This window comes from Agathobaculum sp. (genome assembly GCF_022775115.1).
In the GTDB taxonomy this organism is placed as follows: Bacteria; Bacillota; Clostridia; order Oscillospirales; family Butyricicoccaceae; genus Agathobaculum.
This window is the reverse complement of sequence record NZ_JALFLA010000037.1, coordinates 16952-37447: the sequence shown is the minus strand read 5'-3', so window position 1 is coordinate 37447 and position 20496 is coordinate 16952. Positions and strand designations below refer to the sequence as shown.

Sequence of the window (20496 nt, the reverse complement as noted above, 5' to 3'; positions counted from 1 at the left end):
CGGCCATGCCGGCCGCAATGCTTTCCCTATATTTCTCCCATCAGCCGCAGCGCCTGCTTGGCTGCGGACTGCTCGGCCTCCTTTTTGCTCCGCCCGGTGCCCGTGGCGAACACGTTGGAGTTGAGCAGCAGCTCCATGGTAAAGCGCTTGTCGTGATCCGGGCCGGACGTGCCGGCCAGACGGTATTCGAGCGTCTCCTGCTTGTTTTTCTGCACGATCTCCTGCAATACGGTCTTATAATCCTTAAACGCGCCACCCGCGATGACCAGCTCGACCCTCTGCGGGATAAAGCGCAGCACAAACGCGCGCGCAGGCTCGATCCCACCGTCCAAATAGATCGCGCCGAGCAGCGCCTCGGTCGCGTCGGCCAAGATCGACGGACGCTCACGCCCGCCGCCAAGCTCCTCTCCATGGCCAAGGCGCACCTGTCCCGGAATGCCCAGCTCCCTTGCAATTTCGCACAGCGCGCTCTCGCACACGACCGCCGCGCGCAGCTTGGTCAGCTCGCCTTCAGGCAGGTCGGTATAGCGCATCATCAGAAAATCCGCCGTGACAAAACCAAGCACCGAGTCGCCCAGAAACTCCAGCCGCTCATTGCAGTGCATGTGCCCGCCGCGATGCTCATTGGCAAAGGAGGAGTGCGTCATCGCCAGCTCCAGCAGCGCCGGATCGTTGAACGTATAATCAATATTCAGCATACATCTGTCTCCCGATGTGGTTATTCTACTGTCATATATTGGATATTCTCCCGCACCGCGTCGATCATGCCCGAGCGGGTATAGGCGATGGCCTGCCGCACGGCGTTCTTGATCGCCGTCTCGCCCGAGGAACCATGCGCCTTGATGACCGGCTTTGCGATGCCCAGAAAGGGCGCGCCGCCGATGCGGTCCTGATCGAACAGCCCACGAAACTCGTCCATGCCGCGCTTGCAGGCCAGATAGCCGAGCTTGGTCGCGGTGTTGCGCGTAAACACCTTTTTGATCTCGCCCGCCATGAATTTGGCCACACCCTCGATGGTTTTGAGCATCACATTGCCCGCAAAACCGTCACACACAGCAATATCGCACGCGCCGAGCGGCACCATGCTGCCCTCCACGTTGCCGACAAAGTTCAGCCGTCCCTCCTCGCTTGCTTTTTGCAGCAGCGCGTAGGTTTCCTTGCGCAGCGTGTCGCCCTTGGTATCCTCGGTTCCGTTGTTGACCAGACCGACACGCGGCTTGTGCACGCCGCCGATCTTCTCGGCGTACAGCGAGCCGAGAAAGGCAAATTGCAGCAGCATTTCTGCCGTGCACTCGGTGTTCGCACCCGCGTCGCACAGCATGACCTGCCCGCCCGCGCACGGCATGACGGGCGCGAGCGCACCGCGCCGGATGCCCTTGATGCGACCGCCGAACAGCGTCGCGCCGGTCAGCAGCGCGCCGGTGTTGCCCGCGGAGACGAGCGCGTCGCCCTCGCCCGCCTTGAGCAGCCGAAACGCCACCGCCATCGAGGAGTCCGGTTTTTGCCGCAGCACGGTCGCGGGGTCATCATGCATATCTACTATATCGGCAGCCGGGACGGTGGTCAGCCCGGGCGTGCTCTCCATGCCCTTTTCCCGGAGGATCGCGGCGATGCGCGCGGCATCGCCGACCAGCAGAACCTCTTCTCCGTATTCCTTCGCAGCCAGCGCGCCGCCGATGACCGCAGCAGCGGGCGCGTTGTCGCCGCCCATTGCGTCCACAATGATTTTCATTTCATATCTCCCTCTTCAAAATGTCGATCTTTTCGAGCGCACGCGCGGAGATTTTGGCATTTTTCTCCCGTTTGCCCTTGACCTTATAGCCCAACGGTTCAAGGATGCCGAAATTAATGTTCATCGGCTGGAACTTTACCACCGTATGGTCGGAGATATACAGTGCCAGCGCGCCGATGGCCGTGTCGCGTCCCAGCGCGGGCATCCGCTCGCCTAAAAGCTCCATCGCGGTGGCTGCCCCGGCGACAAAACCCGAGGCCGCCGACTCGACATAGCCCTCCACGCCGGTCATCTGCCCGGCAAAGCGGATGCGCGGGTCGCTTTGCAGCGCGTAGGTCTCGTCCAGCAGACGGGGCGAGTCGAGAAAGGTGTTGCGGTGCATCACGCCGTAGCGCACGAACTCGGCTCGGCGCAGCGCCGGAATGAGCGAAAACACGCGCTTCTGCTCACCCCATTTCAGGTGCGTCTGGCAGCCGACCAGATTGTACAGGCTGCCTGCCGCATTATCGCGGCGCAGCTGCAAAACCGCGTAGGGATCCTTGCCCGTCTTGGGGTCGGGCAGGCCGACGGGCTTTAGAATGCCGAAGCGCAGGGTGTCATACCCGCGGCGGGCGTTGACCTCGACCGGCATACAGCCCTCAAACACCTTGGTATCCTCAAAGCCATGCACGGGCGCTTCCTCCGCCGTGGTCAGCGCGTGCCAGAACGTGTCGTACTCTTCCTTACTGAGCGGGCAGTTGATATAGTCCGCCGTGCCCTTGCCATAGCGCGAGGCCGCGTAGGCCGCGTCCATGTCGATGCTCTCCGCGGTCACGATCGGCGCGGCCGCGTCGTAAAAATGCAGCAGCTCGCCGCCGACCTTTTGACGGATGGCCGCGAACAGCGCGTCCGAGGTCAGCGGGCCGGAGGCAATGACCACCCTGCCGGCCGGGATATCGGTCACCTCACCGTGCACGACCTCGATGGCGGGGTGGCTCTTGATTCTTTCGGTCACAGCCTGCGCAAACGCCGCGCGGTCGACCGCGAGCGCGCCGCCCGCCTCGACCCGGTTTGCGTCCGCACAGGCGAGGATCAGACTGCCCAGCCGCCGCAGCTCCTCCTTGAGCAGGCCGACAGCGTTGGTCAGCTCGTCCGAGCGCAGCGAGTTGGAGCAGACCAGCTCGGCAAAATCGTCCGTATGGTGGGCGGGTGAGCGTTTTTCTGGCCGCATCTCATGCAGGCGCACCTTGATGCCGCGCGCGGCCAGTTGCCACGCGGCCTCGCACCCGGCAAGCCCCGCGCCGACGACGGTAACAGTATCACACATCGGCGTTCTCCTTCCCGCGCCCGCGCGCGGCCGACTTCTTGGCCGCTTTTTCCGCCGCTTTTTCGGCCTCATGCTTGGCCAGCGCCTTGGCGTACCGTGTCTGCTGGGTCTTGGTCAGCGCCTGCACGGCCTCGTCATTGAGCTTTTTGAAGCGCCCTGTCGTCTTGGTCAGCCACGGCACCTGCGCCGGCTTTTTCGCGGCGGACTTTTTGGCCGTGCTCTTTTTAGCCGTGCTCTTTTTCGTCTTTTCGGCCTCCGCGGCGGACTCTTCCTTTTCTTTTGCGGCGGCGCGCTCAGCCGCCTTGGCCGCACGCGCTTCCCGGCGCAGGCGGTTCTTCTCGGCCTCCTCGGGCGGCAGACCCTCCTTGACGATCTCCCGGTAGCCGCAGCCCTCGCGCAGGCAGACGTCCGTAACCTCCTTAGAGTCGCGGTCGGTATGGCGGAACAGCGAGGAATCGCAGGTCGGGCACTTGGTCTTGAGCGGTCTGTCCCACGTCATAAACTGGCAGGCAGGGAACTTATCGCACGAATAGTACACATAGCCGCGCGCGGATTTCTTTTTGACCACCTTGGCCCCGCACACCGGACAGGCCGCGCCGGTGTCCTCGGTGATGGGCTTGGTGTTGGTGCACTCCGGAAAGCCCGGGCAAGCGAGGAACTTGCCGAAGCGTCCCGATTTGATGACCATATTGCGTCCGCACTTGTCGCAGATGACGTCTGTCACCTCATCCTGTATCTTGACGCGCTGCCCCTCGAGGTCAACCTCGGCCTGCCGGAGCGCACCCTCAAAGCCGCCATAAAAGTTTTCGAGCAGCTGAACGTAATCAAGCTTGCCCGCCTCGACCTCATCCAGCTCGTGCTCCATATTGGCGGTGAACTCATAATCGGCCACCGACTTGAATTTATCGACCAGCAGGCCGGTCACCCCTTCGCCGAGTGGCGTCGGGCGCAGCGCCTTATTCTCCTTGGTCACATAGTCGCGGTCGAGGATGGTCGAAATGGTCGGCGCATAGGTGGACGGGCGGCCGATGCCGCGCTCCTCCATCGCGCGGATGAGCGAAGCCTCGGTATAGCGCGCGGGCGGCTGGGTGAAGTGCTGCGCCGGGTCGATCGAAGACGGGAGCATACTGTCCCCCTGCTCAAAATGCGGCAGCAGGCGGCTGCCCTCCTCGCCCTTGTCGTCGTCGCGCCCCTCCTCATACACGGTCAGAAAGCCCGGAAACGCGATCGTGTGCCCGCTCGTGCGGAACACATACCGGTCGGCGTGCAGATCGACCGACAGCGTATCGAAGATCGCGTCAGCCATCTGGCAGGCGACAAAGCGCGACCAAATCAGCCTGTACAGCTTAAACTGGTCGGGCGTAAGATAGCGGCGTATCTCCTCCGGGATCAGTTTAACATCCGACGGGCGGATGGCCTCGTGCGCGTCCTGCGCGCCCGACTTAGTTTTGAATACACGCGGACGGCCGGGATAGTATTCCTCCCCATAGCGGCCGCGGATGAAGCCTGCGGCGGCGCGCGTGGCCTCGTCGGACAGGCGCAGCGAATCGGTACGCATATAGGTGATAAGACCGGTCAGGCCATGCTCGCCCAGCTCAATGCCCTCGTACAGCTCCTGCGCCACGCTCATCGTGCGGCGGGGCGTCATGTTGAGCTTGCGCGAGGCCTCCTGCTGCAAGGTAGAGGTGATAAACGGCGGCGCGGGCGAGCGCTTTTTCTTGCCTTTTTTGATCTCGCCCACAATGAACGGCTTGCCGCTCACCGCCGCGACGACTGCGCCCGCCTGCTCCTCGCTTTTCAGCTCAATCTTGCCGTCCGCGTCCCCGAAGAAGCGGGCGGTAAAGGTCTGCTCCCCGTCACGCGGCGCGGACAGGGTGGCTTCGATCGTCCAGTATTCTTCAGGCACGAAGGCACGTATCTCGTTTTCTCGGTCGACAACCAGCCGGGTCGCCACGCTCTGCACCCGCCCGGCGGACAGGCCGCGCTTTACCTTGCGCCACAGAAAGGGCGAAAGCTCGTAGCCGACCACCCGGTCAAGGATGCGGCGCGCCTGCTGCGCGTTGACCAGATCGATATCGATATCGCGCGGGTGCTCGATGCCGTATTTGACCGCCGGGCGCGTGATCTCGTTGAAGGTGACGCGCTTGGAGTCGCTGTCGCTCAGCTCGAACAGCTCCTTGATATGCCACGAAATGGCCTCGCCCTCGCGGTCGGGGTCGGTTGCGAGATAGACGAAATCGCTTTTGCGTATCTCTTTTTTCAGCTCGGCAATGATCTTATCCTTGCCCTCGATCGGGACATACTCCGGCTTAAAGCCGTGCTCGATGTCCACACTCATCTTCTTTTTTGGCAAATCGCGCAGGTGCCCCATCGAGGCCTTGACCACATACCCGGAACCGAGGTATTTGCCGATGGTCTTGGCCTTGGCGGGCGACTCCACGATGACTAATTTTGACATATAACAATTATCTCCTATTCTAAAGGGCCGCCGCTCATGCCGCGTCCCGCTTGTATCGCTTGGCAAAACCGGTGCGCTCACCGGCGGAACAAAACCAGCTTGCCCTTTTCCCGGCGCAAGATACCATCCATCTCGAGCATGGTGACAAGGCTCATCACACGTGCCGCGGGCAAGCCGCAGCGCGCGACCAGCTCATCAGCGCCCGACACGCCCTGCCGCACCAGCTCGACGATCGCGCGCTCGTCGTCCCCAAGGCTTTGGGGCAGCGCGTCTCCGGCCGGAGCGGAAGCCTGCGTCCGCAGGACGGGCGTATCCGCTGCCTTGGGGCGGCGCGCCTCTCCCTGCCTGTGCCTGTCCTGTCGAGGCGGTGCAGGACGCACTTGTGTGTTTGCGCCGCGCAGTAGGCCGCTGTATGCGCGCACCAGTGCCGCCGGGCTGCTGAGCAGCGCCGCCTCGCCCCTTTCGATCAGCGCATTGCAGGCAGCCGAGCGCGGTGCGTCCAGTGTGCCGGGCACGGCGTACACATCGCGCCCCTGATCAAGCGCGTGGCGCACGGTGATCAGCGCGCCCGAGCGCCAGTCGGTCGCCTCGACGATGACGGTCGCCACGGACAGGCCGCTGATGATGCGGTTTCGATTGTGGTAGTGCGCGCCCCTTGGCTCGCTGCCGGGCGGATACTCGCTGACGACCGCGCCGGACAGCAGGATATCGCCCATCAAGCTGCGGTGCTCGGGCGGATAGCACACATCCGCGCCGCCCGCCAGCACGGCAACAGTCAGCCCGCCTGCGCGCAGCGCGCCGCGGTGTGCTGCGCCGTCATTCCCGCGCGCCATACCGCTGACCGTGATGAACCCGGCGCGCGCCAGCGCCGCGCCGAGCTTTTCCGCAGTCGTTCGGCCATACTGCGTCGCGTCCCGCGTGCCGACGACAGCAACGGCGGGCGTCACGTCAAAATCAGGCCAGCGGCCGCGCACATACAGCACGACCGGCGGGTCAGCGATCGCGCGCAGGCGGTCGGGATAGGCACTGTCGCCGAGCGTGAGGATGCGGATATCGCCCGCCGCGCACCGCCGTAGGATCTCCTCGGCCTCGTCGGTCGATTTATCGCACAGGCTGTCCGCCTGCGCCCTGCGCAGCGGACAGGCCGCCTCCAGCGTCCGCCGGTCGGCGGCGTAGACTGCGTCGGGCGAGCCAAAGACACGCAGCAGCTCGCAGAGCAGCCCCGCGCCGATGCCGCGGCGGCGGGACAGCCAGACATAGCTCAGTTGTGCAGACATGCGCTCGCCCCCTCACTTAGTCATTTCGTAAATGATGATCGAAGCCGCCACACCTGCGTTGAGCGATTCGGCACGCCCCGCCATCGGGATGATGACGCGCTTGTCGGCCAGCGCGAGCGCCTGCCGCGTCACGCCGCTGCCCTCGCTGCCGACGATGACGGCCGCGCGCCCGAGCGGCACGCTGCCCAGCGGCACACTGTCGCCGTGCAGCGCGGCGGCGTACACAGCCAGCCCCTGCGCGCGCAGCCTGCCCACCGCCTCAGCCAGCGGTAGGGACACGCACGGCAGGCGGAACACCGCGCCCATCGTCGCGCGCACGACCTTGGGTGAAAACGGATCGGCGCAGCCTTCGCACAACACGACGGCGCCGAGCGCAAAGGCCTCGGCGGTGCGTAAAATCGTGCCAAGGTTGCCCGGATCCTGCACCCCGTCCAGCAGCAGCGCCTGCCGCTGTCCGTCAAGCGCGACAGCCTTCCACACCGGCTGCGCGCAGGAAAAAATGACGCGCTGCGGCGTCTCGACCTCGCTTGCCAGCGCAAAAAGCGCCTCCGGCGCGGTATAAAGTGCCGCGCCCTGCTCCTCGGCCCGCGCCAGCAGCGCGCGGCAGGCGTCGTCCGGCTTGCCCTCGCGCACCAGCACCTGCTTGACCTGGGCGCCCGAGGACAGCGCCTCATACAGCATTTTTTCGCCCTCGCACAGCATTTCGCCCGTGCTGCGGCGGTACTTCTTCTCCCGTCCGAGCCGCGCCAGATGCCGCAGCGCGGCGTTGTGACGGCTTTCGATCCGCGTCAATCCATTTCCACCACCTTGCCGATGTTCTCATTGGTGCCGATGACGATGAGCATATCGTTCTGCTCGATGCACTGGTCGGCCGAGGGCGAAACATCGACCGTGCCGCCCTCGCCGTGGCGAATGGCCAATATGTTGATGAGGTACTTGGCGCGCACGTTGAGCTGGCCGAGCGAATGCCCCAGCCACGCCCGCGGCGGATGGATCTCGACGATGGAAAAATCGTTGGACACACCGATAAAATCGACCACGTTGGTGCGCGCCAGCCGCTGCGCCAGCCGCTGCCCCATGTCGCTCTCGGGCGATACCACGCGGTCGGCGCCGACGCGCTCGAGCACGCGCGCATGCACCGCGCTTTTGGCCTTGGCCACGATGTACTTTGCGCCCAGCTCCTTGAGCGTGACCGTCACGAGGATGCTGGCCTCGATATCCGCGCCGATGGCCACGATGCAGCAGTCAAAGTTGCGCGCGCCGACCGAGCGCAGCACGGCCTCGTCCTGTGCATCGCCCTGAATGGCCTGCGTCACCTCGTCGGCCATCTGCTGCACATGGTCGATAGCCTTGTCCAGCACCAGCACCTCCTGCCCGAGTGCGGAAAGCTCCCGCGCGACCGACTCGCCGAAGCGCCCCAGACCGATCACCAAAAACGATTTCATAGCCGTCTCCCTTCTTTTCTATGCCGCGCCCTTGCCGGCTCGCCATCAGGCTCAAATGAATATCTCGGCCACGGGATACTGCATCTTAGGCGGCTCCCGGTGCCGCATGAACACCGCCACGCCGAGCGTCAGCACGCCCACGCGGCCAAGGTACATCAGCACGATCAAGATGATGTGCGAGGCCGCGCCGAGCGAGGGCGTCAGCCCCATGGTCAACCCGACCGTGCCAAAGGCCGAAATGGCCTCAAACAGACTTTGGTGGAAGGACACGCCCTCCAAAAACGCGATCGCGCACGCGCCGGACATACTGATGACCACGCCGACCGTTATCATCGTGACCGCGTTCATCACTGTGCGCGGCGCGATGCGGCGGCCGAAGGCATCGACCTCGACCTGTCCGCGCAGCGCCGAGCTGGCCGACAGCAGCAGCACGGCAGCGGTGACGGTCTTGATGCCGCCCGCAGTCGAACCGGGCGAGCCGCCGATCAGCATCAGCACACAGGCGATCGCCTGCGACGGGCCGCTCAGCGCGGCCTGATCGACCGTGTTGAAGCCCGCGGTGCGCAGCGTCACCGTCTGGAATGCGGCCGCGAGCAGCTTATCGCCCACAGGCAGCGCGCCGAGCGTCGCCGGGTTGCTCCATTCAAACAGCAGCGTCATCACAAAGCCGAGCGCCAGCAGCGCACCCGTCGCCGCCAGCACCAGCTTGGTGTGCAGGCGGAGACGGCGAAAGCACCGCTTATCCCAGATATCGCTCCACACGATAAAGCCGAGGCCGCCGGCCACGATCAGCGTCATGATGGTCAGGCTGACGAGCGGATCGTCCACATAGCCGACCAGTGAGCAAAATGGGTCGTCCGCCACGCCCATCAGGTCAAACCCCGCGTTGCAGAACGCGGAGACCGCATGGAACACGCCCATCTTCAGCCCCCGGCGCAGGCCAAAGCGTGGCACAAACCGCAGGCACAGCAGTGCGGCGCCCACGCTCTCACAGGTAAAGGTGCCCACCAGTATGCGCTGCGTCAGCCGGACAATGCCCGAAGTATCGGTCAGGTTCAGTCCGGCGCTCATCACCAGCCGCTCACGCAGCGTGATACGCCGGCGCGTGACAAAGGAGCCGAGCGCAGCCAGCGTCATAAAGCCCAGTCCGCCGATCTGGATGAGCACCAAAATGACCGCCTGACCGAAATTCGACCAGTGTGTCGCCGTGCCGACCGTGATAAGCCCGGTCACGCAGGTAGCCGAGGTCGCGGTGAACAGCGCGTCCAGCGGCATGGTGGGCGTGCCGCTGCGCGACGACACCGGCAGCATGAGCAGCGCCGTGCCAATAAGGATAATGAGCAGAAAGCCGATCGCCATGACGGAGGTCGGGCGCATCGGGCGGTGTGTCTGCTGGTGCAGGATAATATGCGTTCGTGGCATTGCCGTTTCTTCCCCTCTACATGAAATGCCAAAAGCCTGAACGCATCCGTTCAGGCCTTGAAAAGCGTGCTGTCCCTCTGCGCCGGGCGGAATGATGATAGGGGTCTATTCGGTTTGCGCCGCACATTTCTGCAAAGCCCTGTGCCTCGCTTGCCGGGGTATATGCCGCAATACTCTTTTCCGTGTCTTTCCTCATAGCCTTTATGATGACTCCTTTGATCGCGCAGCAGGCATGGCAAGCGCCGCAAGGCTCATGCCGCCCTGCGCCTGCAATATATCTATAAAAGCAGATTGTTGCACGCCTGTCAAGGTTTGTTTTCTCGTTTTTGCCATCCCGGCTCTTTTTTTATGCCGTCATAGCACCGCCTGCTCCTCCCGAAACGAAATCTGCCGTCGAAAAAACGCCCGCCTTTCGGCGGGCGGCGCTCAGCCGGGGCGGAGGTGCTTGCGCCCCAGCGCGTCGTGCGTTTGCTTGCGGTATTCGCTCGGCGACATACCCTTGTACTTGCGGAAGCTGCGGCTGAAATAACACGAATCGTTAAAGCCGCACCGCAGCGCGATGTCTGTCAGGATATCATTTGTCGTATAGATCAGCTCGGCGGCGCGCTCGACGCGGTAATAATTCAGGTAGTCGATCGGCGGGCGGCCGACGATATCCCGGAACACCCGGCAGAAGTAGTTGGGCGCCATGGTCGCCTCAGCGCTCAGCTCGTCGAGCGTGAGCGGCAGACGAAAATCCTTGCGGATGCGCGTGAGCGCCCGCTTGATCTGCTTGGCCTGCTGGGCGCTCTTGTGCTGCTTTTCCGAGGGGACGCCGTAAAAGCCGCCGCGGATGACCGCGCCGACAAAGCCCAGTATCAGTCCGGCGGTCAAAAATTCATGCCCGGCCGACCGGCCGCGGCCTTCCATAAACAGCTGCTCGATGAGCTGCCCGGCGGCATCCTCGCGCGTAAAATGGCGGACGATGTTCGCACCGTGGTTGAGCTCGGTTGCAAAGACGCCCTGCTCGATATAAAGCGCCTGACAAAAATAGTCCAAATCGAGCACGATGCATTCATAAACACTGTCAAAGCCGCATGGAACGCCGCCGTGGATGGTCTCTCCGGGCACGAAGGCAAAGCTGCCCGGCCTCAGCTCATGCACGCTTCCGTCGATGCTGAGCGTGAAAACGCCCCGCAAAACCGAGATCAGCTCACATTCCATATGCCAATGAAAGGGCATATCGTAGCGCGGATGGAGAAAATCCACATAATAATATTCGAGCGGAAAGTTGTTCGATCCGCGCTGCTTGCCCTCATACGCCGCATGTTTTACCATTGTGCAATCCTCATAGAAAAAAGTGAAAATCATCCATGTAATTGTTATTATAGCACAAGCACGGCAGATGTTACAAGGATATACTGAAGTTAGGAGGTGAAAATTCAATGAATTTGGATTCTATCAAGCAAGAAATTTGTGGCATATGTCACAAAATGTGGCAGCTTGGCTGGGTGGCCGCAAATGACGGCAACGTTTCCGCAAGGCTTGCGGACGGCACCTTTCTCGTCACGCCGACCGGCATCAGCAAGAGCTTCATCACGCCGGAAAAGCTGCTGCAAATCGACGCCTCGGGCAAGGTGCTGGCAGGGCAGGAGGGCTACCGCCCGTCTAGCGAGATCAAAATGCACCTTCGCTGCTACGAAAAGCGGCCGGATGTGGGCGGCGTGATCCACGCACACCCACCGGGCGCGACCGGCTTTGCCGTGGCGCACCGCGCGATGGATATGTACAATATGATCGAAACGGTCGCCGTGCTGGGCGCCGTTCCGCTGACCCCCTACGGCACGCCGAGCACGAGCGAGGTGCCCGACGCGATCGAGCCGTATCTCGACCGGCATGACGCGCTGCTGCTGGAGAACCACGGCGCATTGACTGTGGGCAGCGACCTGCTGACCGCCTATTACCGCATGGAAAGCCTTGAGCTGTGGGCAAAAATCACGATCAACGCGATCATCCTCGGCGGCACCCGGGACATCAGCCGCGAAAACATCCAGAAGCTGATCGACCTGCGCGAATATTACGGCGTCACCGGCAGGCATCCGGGCTATGTCAAATACGAGCAGGCGTAGCCGCTGCGTCCGAGGGGAGGGAAACTGACGATGGGCAGCTATCAGGCGCTCGCCTTTGACTTCGGCGCCTCGACGGGCAGAGCCGTGCTCGGTACGCTGGCGGACGGCAAGCTGACCCGCCGGGAGGTATACCGCTTTGACAATACGCCGGTCGAGCTGGACGGTACGCTGTACTGGGATATTGACGCACTGCTTGCAGGCGTGCGCGAGGGCATGGCACGAGCGGAAACGTTTGACAGCCTCGCCTTTGACACATGGGGCGTCGACTTTGGCCTGCTGGACGCGGAAGGGCGGCTGCTCGCCCCGCCTGTGCACTACCGTGACCGGCGCACCGCCGGGCTGATCCCGCGTGTTACGGACAAAGTCGGCACGAATCGGCTGTATCAACTGACCGGCAACCAGATCATGGAGATCAACACCCTGTTCCAGCTTGTCGCGCTGCAAGCGCAGCCCGCGCTGCTGCGCCGGGCGAAGACGCTGCTGTTCATGCCCGACCTGCTGGCCTACCTGATTTCGGGCGCGGCGGTCTGCGAGCAAAGCATCGCCTCGACCAGCCAGCTGCTCGACCCGGCCGGTAAAGACTGGTGCCACGCGCTGCTGGACGAGCTGTCGCTCCCGGCGGACATCCTGCCGCCGGTCATCCCCAGCGGCAGCATCACAGCCACGCTGCCCGGCGGGGCAAAGGTGATAGCGGTGGCCGGGCACGATACCCAGTCGGCGGTCGCAGCCGCGCCGCTGCAAAGCGACCGGGCGGCCTTTCTGTCCTGCGGCACATGGAGCCTGCTCGGCACCGAGCTTGACCGGCCTGTTCTGACCGCCGAAAGCGCGGCGCTTGGCCTATCCAACGAGCTGGGCGCGAACGGCAAAGTCAACTACTTAAAGAACATCGTTGGGCTGTGGCTGCTGCAAGAGAGCCGACGACAGTGGCAGCGCGAAGGCAAGGACTATTCCTTTGCTGCGCTTGAGCAGCTTGCGACGTACGCCCCGCCCTTCCGCTGCTTCATCGACCCGGACGACGCACTGTTCACCTCGCCGGGCGACATGCCCGGGCGCGTGCGCGCCTACTGCCGTGAAACCGGGCAGTATGTGCCGCAGACGGTCGGCGAGGTCGTGCGCTGCATCTACGAAAGCCTGGCGCTCAAGTACCGTCTGGCCCTCGGGCAGCTCGAAGCCGTCACCGACAAACGGTTTGATACGCTGCACATCATCGGCGGCGGCGCGCAGGCCGCGCTTTTATGCCGAATGACCGCATCAAGCTGCGCGATCCCGGTGCACGCCGGTCCGGTCGAGGCGACCGCACTGGGCAACCTACTGGTGCAGTTTGTCGCACTGGGCGCGCTGCCCGATATCGCGGCCGGGCGCGGTCTGATCGCGGCCTGCGAGCCGGTGCAGCTTTATCAGCCCGAGCAGCCCACAGCTTGGCAGCAGGCCTATACAACCTTTGTTCACCATTTGCAGAAAAGGAGCTGATAACATGCAATATCCCAAAATTGGTATCCGCCCGGTCATTGACGGCCGCTGGGGCGGCGTGCGGGAAAGTCTGGAAGACCAGACAATGGGCATGGCGCGCGCGGCGGCCAAGCTCATCACCACCCGCCTGCGCTATCCGGACGGCACGCCGGTACAGTGCGTGATTGCCGAGGGCACCATCGGCGGCGGCGCTGAGGCCGCTGCCTGCGCCGAGCAGTTCTCCAAAGAGAATGTGACGGCCACCCTGTCGGTCACGCCGTGCTGGTGCTACGGCACGGAAACCTTCGACATCGATCCCAAGACCATCAAGGCCGTCTGGGGCTTTAACGGCACCGAGCGCCCGGGCGCAGTCTATCTCGCCGCCGTCATGGCCGCGCACGCGCAGCGCGGACTGCCCGCCTTCTCGATCTACGGCCACGATGTGCAGGACATGACCGACACCAGCGTGCCTGATGATGTGGCCGAAAAGCTCCTGCGCTTTGCCCGCTGCGCGGTCGCGGTAGGCTGGATGAACCGCAAGGCCTATGTCAATATCGGCGGCGTGTCCATGGGCATCGCGGGCAGCTACTGCGACGCGGCGACCATGCAGAAGTATTTCGGCATCCGCGCCGAATGGGTCGATATGACCGAGATCGTGCGCCGCATCACGTTGCAGATCTACGACCACAAGGAGTATGACAAGGCGCTCGCTTGGGTCAAGGCGAACTGCCGCGAGGGCGTTGACTGCAACGCGGGCAAGGCGCTGCCGCGCATCATCACCGACTCCAAGGTAGTGCCCGCCGAGCAGGATTGGGAGTTCGTCACCAAAATGACCATGATCATGCGCGACATCCTGTACGGCAATCCCGCCCTCGCCGAGATGGGCTGGCACGAGGAGGCACTCGGCCGCAACGCAGTCGCGGGCGGCTTCCAAGGTCAGCGCCAGTGGACGGACTGGCTGCCCAACGCGGACTTTACCGAGGCCATCATGGCATCCACCTTCGACTGGAACGGTACCAAGTGTCCGACCGCCTTTGCTACCGAGAACGACACCTGCAACGGCATTGCCATGCTGCTGGGCACGCTGGTGACCGGCTGCGCGCCCTGCTTCCACGATGTGCGCACCTATTGGAGCCCCGAAGCCTGCGCGCGTGTGACCGGCAACAAGCCGGAGGGCGTGGCCGCGAACGGCTTTATCCACCTCATCAATTCGGGCGCTACCGCGCTGGACGGCTCGGGTGCGGCGCGCGGCGCGGACGGCAAGCACTGCATGAAGCCCTTCTGGGAGATGACCGGCGCCGATGTAGCCGCCTGCCTCGAAGCGACCGATTGGTGCCGGGCAAATTACGAGTATTTCCGCGGCGGCGGCTTTTCCAGCCACTTCCGCTGCCGGGCGGAGATGCCGGTCACGCTGCTTCGCCTGAACATCATCGACGGCATTGGGCCGGTGCTGCAGATTGCCGAGGGCCACACGGCCGATCTGGCCGATGCCATCCACCAGCCCATCGATGTGCGCACCGACCGGACGTGGCCGACCACATGGTTCGTGCCCCGGTTGACCGGACACGGCGCGTTCACCGATGTTTACAGCGTGATGGCAAACTGGGGCGCCAATCACGGCGTTACCGTGTACGGCCACGTCGGCGCCGACCTGATCACGCTGGCCTCGATGCTGCGCATCCCGGTCGCCATGCACAACGTGCCGCAGGAGCAGGTCTGGCGGCAGCACGCATGGGCCGCATTTGGCACCGAAGATGCCGAGGCGGCCGATTACCGCGCGTGCGCCGCCTACGGCCCGCTGTATCAATAAAGGGCGCGCCGCTTCAGCGCATACCGATGTGTGTGTCCGCACCAATTTGCGCGTTGAGGGTTTCCTCGCACAGCTTGTTTGCCACAAAGGCGTATAGCAGCCGCGAAAAGGCAAAGCCGAAGAACAGATAGTACACACACAGGACAAACAGCGCGGCGATGAACACCTTGCCGCCGACCGCAAAGGCCGCCACGCCCAGTAAAGCGGGCAGCAGCGCGAGCAGATGCACCCCCGCGACCAGCGGCAGGCGGCTGAGCGTGAGCGCGAACGCATTTTTGACCTGCTCGCCCAGCGGCAGGCGGTAGGTCGCCAGCATCATGTACAGCGTGGGCAGCGTCATACGCCAGATCGCGCACAGCACAGCCGTGAGCAGCAGCGGGATGAGCACCAGCCGCGCACCCCCGGCAAGCTGCGTGCCGTAATAGGCAAGCGCCGCCCAAAGGAGCAGCGGCATGGTCGAGGCCGCGGCTGAAACCGCAAGCGCAGCACCCGGCGCGCTGCGCAGGCCGGAGAGAAAATACTGCCGGGCGAAGCGGCAGTCATCCCTTGCCAGATTGCGCAGCAATAGCGCGCTGCCTGTGCAGAACGGGCCTGTAAACAGCAGGCACGGGATCATGCCCAGCACCCAAGTGCGCGAGAGCGAGAGCAGGTCGGCAAAGGAGCCGTCCCCGCCCATTGCGCCGGCGATGTAAAACAGCCCGGTAAACACCCAGAACAGAAAGGGAAGAAAAACGGCCAGCAACACCAGATTGCACGGGATAAGATCGGTAAAATGGTCGGCAAGGATCAGCCTGACCAGCTCGCGCCGGTTCTGCGGCCGCTCCCCAGCGGTGTATCCCCGCTTATTTTCCGCGGTAAAGGAAGGCCGAAACAAGCCCATGACAACAACCTCCTGCGTTGTGCTGCGAATTTTGGATATATCATAGCAGGGAAACGGAAGGAAGTCAATCAAGCCCCTATGGCGCGCGAGCGTCATAGGGCGGTAAAAAAAGTGATGCAAAGGAGAATGGAAATGAAAAAGATAATTGCAGCGGCACTCATCGGTACGATGTGTCTCTCTCTGGCGGCCTGCGGCGGCACGGCAAACGGCGGCGGCGGCGCGGACGCCAATGCGGGCGGTGCGCAGGGCGGCGTTACGCTGAGCATCATGGGCAACGCCAACGACCTGGCCAAGCCCTACATGACCAAGATGTTCGACCTCTATGAGCAGAAAACAGGCAACAAGCTCGATATCGTGTCCATCGAGGCCTCGACCTTTGACACCGTTGCGACCAGCAAGTTTGCCACCGGTGACATCCCGGATGTATTCGTGCATTTCAACAACTCCTCGCTCAGCAACTACGATGTCGCAAACAACTTCTATTATATGAACGACGAGGCTTGGGTCAGCGACCTGACCGACGGCGCGCACAGCTACGTTCTGGACGCGCAGGGCAACGTCCTCGGTCTGCCGTTCTGGGAAAGCTCGGTCTCGGGCTGCTACTACAACAAGACCCTGTTCGACGAGCTGGGACTCAAGCCTGCGACCACGCAGGCCGAGTTCGACCAGCTCTGCCAAGCGCTGACCGACGCAGGCAAGACCGCGATCTGCTGGCCGGCCAACGGCTGCAACTGGATGTACCAGTTTGGCCTTGACCCCATCTTTGCCGACGACTCTGCCCTGCTTGAAAAGATCAACAAGAACGAGATCCGCTACGCCGATATCCCGGCCGTTGCCGACATGGTGCAGTGGACCAAGAGCGCGGCGGACAAGGGTTGGTTCGGTGCGTCCTACCTGACCGACGGCTGGTCGGATATCAGCCCGATCCTTGGCACCGGTGAGGCCGCGATGGTCTTCATCTGGGACACTTGGTTCTACACCGATTTTGACGAGGGTTACGACTACACCAAGGACGACTTCGCGCTCATGCCGGTGTTCATGAACACCACCAATGAGGGCACCTACGAGGGCGGCAACCTGAACATGATGATGGCCAATAAGAACGGCGGCAACCTCGACGCCGCGCTGTCGTTCATCGCCTTCTGCGCAACCCCGGAAAACTACAACATGGCTTTTGAGGGTGTGTCCACCGTCAGCTGCTTCAAAGGACAGACGACCAACATCCAGTCCGAAATGGTCACCGCTGCGATGGATTCCATCAACCAGCACCAGCGCACCTCGACTGCCGAGCCCAAGGTCATCGGCTACACCCAGAACGAGACCGGCTCGGCCTTCCAAGAGCTGTTCATGGGCAGCGTGGACGTTGCCGGCTGCATTGAGCTGATGGACCAGTACCGCATGACCTCGGCCAAGGCGCTCGGCACGCCCGGCTTCTAATCCCCCTCCCGTCACTCAGCTACGGCAGCACCCAGCGGCCTCCGGCGGTGCGCCGGAGGCCGTATAAAAAGAGAGGAGGATATTTGTGAACAAGGACAAGGTTTATCCGAAATACATGGTCTTTCTGCCGCTGATCTTGTTTGTCATCTTCTTTGTCATCCCATCGACCGTCGGCTATTTATACGCCTTTACCGATTGGAGCGCGACCAGAAGCAAGTTTGGCGACATCTCCTTTGTCGGCTGGAGCAATCTCATTGGCATGATCACCAACCGCAAGGTGCCGGTCGCGCTGGTCAACACGTTCATCTACGCGATCGTCAAAACCGTGGTCGTGACCGTGCTGGGCCTGTTCCTTGCCTATATCTTAAACCGGAAGATCCGCTCCCGCAACGCGCTGCGTACGCTGTATTTTCTGCCAGCAGTACTCTCTCCGCTGGTCGTCGGCCTGATTTTCAGCGCGGTCTTCCAAAACCGGGGCGGCACGGCCAACGCGATCCTGACCCTGCTCGGCATGGAGCCGGTGCAATGGCTGGGCGCGCGGTGGACGGGCGTGTTCGCCATCAGCTTTGCCGAGGTCTGGCGCAACGTCGGCTACGCAATGGTCATCAGTCTGGCTGGTATGCAGTCGATCTCCTCGGATTACATCGAGGCGGCGCATATCGACGGCGCGAACGAATGGCAGACCTATGTGCATGTGACCCTGCCGCTCATCATGCCGACCGTCAACGTCAACATCCTGTTCAGCCTGATCTACGGCCTGAAGATGTTCGACCTGATCTATGTGATGACCGCCGGAGGACCGGGCGGCAGCACGGAGAGCTTTGGCACGCTGATGCTCAACGAAATGGGCGCGGGACGGTATGCGGCCTCGGTCGCGGTCAACCTGATCTTCACGGTCATACTGGTCATCGTTGCAGTGCTGTATAAAAAATTCAGCGAAAGGTGGGAGCGCGCCGTATGAACCATGCGGAAAAGAAAAAGAACGCGCTGTTCGGCGCGCTGCTCTGGATACTGAGCCTTATCATCATCTACCCGCTGCTCATGGTCATCCTGGCCTCTTTTAAGGAAAAGCGCGAGGCCGGCAGCCTGAATATTACCCTGCCGCGCGCGTGGCTGTGGGAGAACTACCTTGAGGTCTTCGAGCGCGGCGACATCCTGCGCTGCCTGTTCAACAGCGTTTTCGTATCGGTTATCACGGTCATCATCGTCATCGCCACCGCGTCGCTGCTCAGCTACGCGATCGTCCGGCGCGACACGCCGGTCTGCCGCCTGATCGACAAGCTGCTGACCTTCGGCATCATCGCGCCCTTCGCGGCCATGCCCACCATGCAGCTGTTGCAGCTGATGGGCATTTACGGCAGCCTGTGGGGCATGATCTTTGTGTATTCGGCGCTGTATCTGCCGTTTTCCGCTATGATGATCACCAGCTACATCAAGGGACTGCCCAAGGATCTGGACGAGGCCGCCGTGATAGACGGCGCGACCGGCATGGGGCTGTTCGTGCGGATCATCGTGCCGCTGCTCAAGCCGATCGCGGCGACTGTTATGATACTGGTTTTCATGTGGAGCTGGAACGAGCTGCAGATCCCGATGTACCTGCTCAAATCGTCGGCGCAGTATACGCTGCCGATGTCGGTTTACAGCTTCTATGGCGCGTTCAGCACCAGCTGGAATCTGGTTTGCGCGGATGTGATCGTGGTCTCGCTGCCGGTCATCCTGCTGTATGCGTTCGCGCAGAAATATGTCATCTCCGGCATGACGGCCGGCGCGGTCAAGATGTGATAAAATGGAGGGCGTTTTGATGAACCGATTTCAACCGACTTGGAACTCGCTGCACGGGCGCAAAATGCCGCCGTGGTATGACGAGGCAAAGCTCGGCATCTTCATTCACTGGGGACTGTATTCCGTGCCCGCATTCGCCCCGCCTGTGGGCGAGCTGGGCGCGATACCCGATACCGAGTGGTTTATCTGTAACCCATATGCGGAATGGTATTACAACTCGGTCAATGTCGGCGAGGGGCCGACCTATCAGCACCATTTGAAGACTTATGGTAAGGATTTCGCCTATGAGCAGTTCGCTGACATGTGGAAGGCGGAAAACTGGGATCCGGACGCTTGGGCCGCGCTCTTTGAAGCGGCGGGCGCGAAATATGTCGTGCTGGTCACCAAGCACCACGACGGCTTCTGCCTGTATCCCAGCCGGTATACCTCCTATCACGCGCTAAACCGCGGTCCCCGGCGCGATATCGTGGGCGAGCTGGCCGCGGCGGTGCGCAGGCGCGGCCTGCGGTTTGGCTGCTATTACTCGGGCATCATCGACTGGCGCTTTATGCACGAGCCGATCTACACCGATTGGGACTGCCGCAACCTCAACTGCCCAACCTATGAATACGCAGACTATGCCTTCAAGCAGTGGCTCGAGCTGATCGACACCTACCGGCCGGACATTCTGTGGAACGACATCGGCTGGCCGTATGCCGGGGAGCGCCAGCTGCCGCATCTGCTCGCGCATTATTACAACACCTGCCCGGACGGCGTGGTAAACGACCGCTTCAACGACCTGTGGCATGATTTCTGGTGCAAGGAATACCAGCAGGGGGCGGTGAACCGCGAGGAGAAATGGGAGATGACGCGCGGCCTCGGCCTGAGCTTTGGCTACAACGCTGAGGAAGGCCTCGAGCACATTCTCTCCCCCCAGCAGCTGACCGGCCTGCTGTCGAGCACGGTGGGCAACAACGGCAATCTGCTCATCAATGTCGGCCCAATGGCCGACGGCACCATCCCGGCCTTGCAGGAGCAGAGCCTGCGCGGCATGGGAGATTGGCTGCGCACAAATGGGCAGGCCATCTATGCCACCCGCCCGGACGAGCAGGCGTCGCTTGCGGCAGACGGGCTGCTCGTCCACTTCACCCGCAGCGGCGCGCGGCATTTTGCCATCGTCGAGGGGCTGGACGAGCAGGAGCGGCTTATCCCCGGCCTGCGGGGCGCATACCGTGCGCTGGACGAGACAGCGGGCGTGCGCCTGCGCGCGACCGAGCAGGGCATTGCCGCTGCGGCCGCGCGGGCAAACGGCTTCCCGGTCGTGCTGGAAAGACTGTCCTGATACCCCGGCAACGATGAAAAACCAAGTCCGCAGCGGCCACTCCACCGCAATGGCGCTGCGGACAGACAA

18 protein-coding genes are annotated in these 20496 nt (G+C 62.6%); 7 read left to right on the top strand and 11 right to left on the bottom strand.

Translation table 11 applies throughout. From position 1 onward, the window contains the following. Positions 1-26: 26 nt before the first annotated feature. The 10 genes from rnc to MR935_RS04920 all read right to left on the bottom strand — a co-directional run bounded on the left by rnc (position 27) and on the right by MR935_RS04920 (position 10957). Positions 27-698 (bottom strand): ribonuclease III, encoded by a 672-nt coding sequence (rnc, locus tag MR935_RS04965; protein ID WP_290571580.1) that lies wholly within the window; start codon positions 696-698, stop codon positions 27-29. Positions 699-718: 20 nt separating this feature from the next. Further along, a complete protein-coding gene (gene plsX / locus MR935_RS04960; RefSeq protein ID WP_290571578.1) occupies positions 719-1732 on the bottom strand; it encodes a phosphate acyltransferase PlsX in 1014 nt (337 codons plus the stop codon). Position 1733: 1 nt separating this feature from the next. Further along, on the bottom strand, positions 1734-3038 hold the full coding sequence (gene trmFO / locus MR935_RS04955) for a methylenetetrahydrofolate--tRNA-(uracil(54)-C(5))-methyltransferase (FADH(2)-oxidizing) TrmFO (RefSeq protein WP_290571576.1): 1305 nt from the start codon (positions 3036-3038) through the stop codon (positions 1734-1736). Next, the gene (gene topA / locus MR935_RS04950; protein WP_290571574.1) at positions 3031-5496 is read right to left on the bottom strand and encodes a type I DNA topoisomerase; all 2466 of its coding nucleotides are present in this window, start codon (positions 5494-5496) and stop codon (positions 3031-3033) included. The genes trmFO and topA overlap by 8 nt, the downstream gene beginning before the upstream one ends. 77 nt (positions 5497-5573) lie before the next feature. Then, on the bottom strand, positions 5574-6773 hold the full coding sequence (gene dprA, locus MR935_RS04945; protein WP_290571572.1) for a DNA-processing protein DprA: 1200 nt from the start codon (positions 6771-6773) through the stop codon (positions 5574-5576). A 12-nt stretch (positions 6774-6785) separates the two neighbouring features. Then, positions 6786-7565, bottom strand: a complete 780-nt coding sequence (locus MR935_RS04940) for a TrmH family RNA methyltransferase (RefSeq protein WP_290571570.1) — start codon at positions 7563-7565, stop codon at positions 6786-6788. Then, positions 7562-8218, bottom strand: a complete 657-nt coding sequence (locus MR935_RS04935) for a potassium channel family protein (protein WP_290571568.1) — start codon at positions 8216-8218, stop codon at positions 7562-7564. Before MR935_RS04935 ends, MR935_RS04940 begins: the two co-directional genes overlap by 4 nt. Positions 8219-8269: 51 nt before the next feature. Continuing rightward, positions 8270-9640, bottom strand: a complete 1371-nt coding sequence (locus tag MR935_RS04930; RefSeq protein ID WP_290571566.1) for a TrkH family potassium uptake protein — start codon at positions 9638-9640, stop codon at positions 8270-8272. A gap of 201 nt (positions 9641-9841) precedes the next feature. Continuing rightward, the gene (locus tag MR935_RS04925; RefSeq protein ID WP_290571564.1) at positions 9842-9973 is read right to left on the bottom strand and encodes a hypothetical protein; all 132 of its coding nucleotides are present in this window, start codon (positions 9971-9973) and stop codon (positions 9842-9844) included. Positions 9974-10066: 93 nt separating this feature from the next. Continuing rightward, positions 10067-10957, bottom strand: a complete 891-nt coding sequence (locus tag MR935_RS04920; RefSeq protein ID WP_290571562.1) for a helix-turn-helix transcriptional regulator — start codon at positions 10955-10957, stop codon at positions 10067-10069. Between the two features lie 107 nt (positions 10958-11064). Here MR935_RS04920 and MR935_RS04915 point away from each other — a divergent pair, with 107 nt between their 5' ends. From MR935_RS04915 to MR935_RS04905, 3 genes are read left to right on the top strand one after another with little or no spacing between them, the layout of a single operon-like run. Continuing rightward, positions 11065-11748, top strand: coding sequence for a class II aldolase/adducin family protein (locus MR935_RS04915; RefSeq protein WP_290571560.1), 684 nt, complete (start codon positions 11065-11067; stop codon positions 11746-11748). Between the two features lie 30 nt (positions 11749-11778). After that, complete coding sequence (locus MR935_RS04910; protein WP_290571558.1) at positions 11779-13218, top strand: rhamnulokinase; 1440 nt, start codon at positions 11779-11781, stop codon at positions 13216-13218. Positions 13219-13222: 4 nt separating this feature from the next. After that, positions 13223-15007 (top strand): L-fucose isomerase, encoded by a 1785-nt coding sequence (locus MR935_RS04905; protein ID WP_290571556.1) that lies wholly within the window; start codon positions 13223-13225, stop codon positions 15005-15007. A gap of 13 nt (positions 15008-15020) precedes the next feature. On the opposite strand, the gene MR935_RS04900 is transcribed toward MR935_RS04905, so the two are convergent. Continuing rightward, complete coding sequence (locus MR935_RS04900) at positions 15021-15887, bottom strand: hypothetical protein (protein WP_290571555.1); 867 nt, start codon at positions 15885-15887, stop codon at positions 15021-15023. A 132-nt stretch (positions 15888-16019) separates the two neighbouring features. Here MR935_RS04900 and MR935_RS04895 point away from each other — a divergent pair, with 132 nt between their 5' ends. The 4 genes from MR935_RS04895 (at position 16020) to MR935_RS04880 (ending at position 20427) form a co-directional block, all read left to right on the top strand. Beyond that, on the top strand, positions 16020-17324 hold the full coding sequence (locus tag MR935_RS04895) for an ABC transporter substrate-binding protein (protein WP_290571554.1): 1305 nt from the start codon (positions 16020-16022) through the stop codon (positions 17322-17324). 85 nt (positions 17325-17409) lie between these two features. Beyond that, the gene (locus tag MR935_RS04890) at positions 17410-18285 is read left to right on the top strand and encodes a carbohydrate ABC transporter permease (protein ID WP_290571552.1); all 876 of its coding nucleotides are present in this window, start codon (positions 17410-17412) and stop codon (positions 18283-18285) included. Next, the gene (locus MR935_RS04885; protein WP_290571550.1) at positions 18282-19106 is read left to right on the top strand and encodes a carbohydrate ABC transporter permease; all 825 of its coding nucleotides are present in this window, start codon (positions 18282-18284) and stop codon (positions 19104-19106) included. The genes MR935_RS04890 and MR935_RS04885 overlap by 4 nt, the downstream gene beginning before the upstream one ends. 19 nt (positions 19107-19125) lie before the next feature. Continuing rightward, entirely contained in the window at positions 19126-20427 is a 1302-nt protein-coding gene (locus MR935_RS04880) for an alpha-L-fucosidase (RefSeq protein WP_290571548.1), read from the top strand. The last annotated feature ends 69 nt before the right edge of the window (positions 20428-20496 follow it).